The following is a 1,230-nucleotide window of genomic DNA, read 5'->3' on the forward strand; positions in this document are numbered from 1 at the left end:
CTGTAATGCTCCCTAAAAATTAGACCATCGGTTAAGTTTAAAATTTAGTAACTTTAATCGATGAATATGAAGAAATCCAGAAGAAAATTTACAGCAGCTTTTAAGGCCCAGGTGGCTGTTGAAGCACTTAAAGAACGTGAGACATTAGCAGAACTGGCCAAACGTTTTGAGATCCACCCTAACCAGATCGGCCAATGGAAGCGTGAGTTTTTAAAGAATTCCTCCAAAGCCTTTGAAGGCAAGAAAGAAGCCGAATCCGAGGCTGACGAAAAGGAGCTTTTCGCTAAGATAGGAAAGCTAGAAATGGAGAATGATTTTTTAAAAAAAAGCTTATGGAAAACCGGACTGTAAAGGAACGGAAATCCTTAGTTGAAAAAGATCACGCTGTAAGCATTAGAAGGCAAACCGAACTACTGGAGATCAATCGCAGTAGCCTATATATCAATCCTCTGGGAGAGAGTAAAGAAAATCTGGATCTGATGACTCAGATGGATCGTTTATATACACAAGATCCTACTTTGGGTGTCCTGGGAATGCAGGACGAACTCCTGGATAAGGGCTGGACTGTTAATCACAAACGTGTACGCCGACTCCTGCGTAAAATGGGTGTAGAGGCGATATACCCGAAGCGGAACCTATCCAGACTAGGGAAAGCCAAGTACATCCATCCTTATCTGCTACGGCATCTTAAAGTAGAACGACCTAATCAGGTGTGGGCAATAGATATAACTTACATCCCAATGGTCAATGGGTTTATGTACCTGACCGCTGTAATTGATGTATACAGCCGTTTTATTGTCGGATGGCAAATATCAAATTCCCTTGAAAAGGAAACACAGACGGAATTATTGACTGACTGTTTCAGGAGATATGGAAAACCTGAGATTATTAATTCTGATCAGGGAAGCCAGTATACTTCAGAACACTGGGTCAGCTTTTTAAAGGAGAATTCTGTACAAATCAGCATGGACGGAAAAGGCAGAGCTACGGATAATGCTTTTATTGAAAGATTTTTTCGCACCTTAAAACAAAAATACGTTTATTTATACCCGCCAAAGAACGGATCTGATCTATACCAGGGAACCAAGAATTTTATGGAATATTATAATAACAGGCGCCATAGGGGCATTCAACGGAACAGACCATCACAGCTATATCATAATGCTGCTTGATGCCTTTTAAAACACCTTAAGTAAAGAATTGGTGGTCTAGTAAAAGGGTAGTACTACA

2 protein-coding genes are annotated in these 1,230 nt (G+C 40.4%); both read left to right on the forward strand.

Annotated elements, in window-relative coordinates:
- Positions 1 to 66 precede the first annotated feature (66 nt).
- A complete protein-coding gene (locus tag IE056_RS18295) occupies positions 67 to 351 on the forward strand; it encodes a transposase (protein ID WP_189606431.1) in 285 nt (94 codons plus the stop codon).
- The gene (locus IE056_RS18300; protein ID WP_189606432.1) at positions 333 to 1,172 is read left to right on the forward strand and encodes an IS3 family transposase; all 840 of its coding nucleotides are present in this window, start codon (positions 333 to 335) and stop codon (positions 1,170 to 1,172) included. Before IE056_RS18295 ends, IE056_RS18300 begins: the two co-directional genes overlap by 19 nt.
- Positions 1,173 to 1,230: the final 58 nt, after the last annotated feature.

Source organism: Salinimicrobium marinum, from assembly GCF_014651535.1.
GTDB lineage: Bacteria > Bacteroidota > Bacteroidia > Flavobacteriales > Flavobacteriaceae > Salinimicrobium > Salinimicrobium marinum.

Excerpts from the sequence above, each read along its gene's own strand:
- IE056_RS18295 (WP_189606431.1), top strand. The coding sequence starts at position 67 with ATGAAGAAATCCAGAAGAAAATTTACAGCAGCTTTTAAGGCCCAGGTG.
- IE056_RS18300 (WP_189606432.1), top strand. The coding sequence starts at position 333 with ATGGAAAACCGGACTGTAAAGGAACGGAAATCCTTAGTTGAAAAAGAT.